Source organism: Vibrio sp. 2130-1 (assembly GCF_033339515.1).
In genome coordinates this window covers 1-587 of the sequence record NZ_JAWOUT010000504.1, presented here as the reverse complement: position 1 = coordinate 587, position 587 = coordinate 1, and the positions used below count along the sequence as shown (strand labels likewise).

Annotated in this window: 1 protein-coding gene; it reads left to right on the top strand. The window is 41.7% G+C overall.

Annotated elements, in window-relative coordinates; genetic code table 11:
• Positions 1–160: 160 nt before the first annotated feature.
• On the top strand, positions 161–587 hold a 427-nt coding region (locus tag R7Q09_RS27085; protein WP_318144070.1), incomplete at its 3' end, for a phospholipase A.

The window sequence follows — 587 nt, the reverse complement described above, 5'->3', positions numbered from 1 at the left end:
GCTCTGTTCATAGTGAGCAGATATCTTTTAAATCTGTCGTATCAATCCAAGACGTAAAGTCGGCCAACATTTAACATTACCTTAACTCCGTTATGGCAAGTGATTTACCGATAAAAATTAGAATTGTTTGGTTTGACATCAAGATTATTGAGGATTTCAGATGGCTTCAAAAGCGACAGGGATATCGATACTGAGTTTATTAGTAGCTCCGGTGGCGATGGGAGAGACCGCAAGCGCATACGATTTATGTTTGCTAGAAACAATGAAAAAAAGCAATGGCGAAGAAACGATCGAGAGCATTCGCAAGCAGTGTGAGCTAGATACAGTCACGAGTACTGCGTCTGTCGAATCAACAGCGAAAGAATCAGAAGAACCGCAAGAAAGCTTGATCGATAAACGTTTGGAATCAGAAAAGCAAACCGCGTTCGAGCCTTTTAGCTTGGTTGCACATCGAATTAACTACATTCTGCCGTTTACTTATAGTGATCGCGTAAACAAACGTGCGTATGCCGACACCAAATACGGCGATGAACTGCGTAAGGAAGAGGCAGAGTTTCAAATCAGCTTTAAAGTACCAATGAACTACG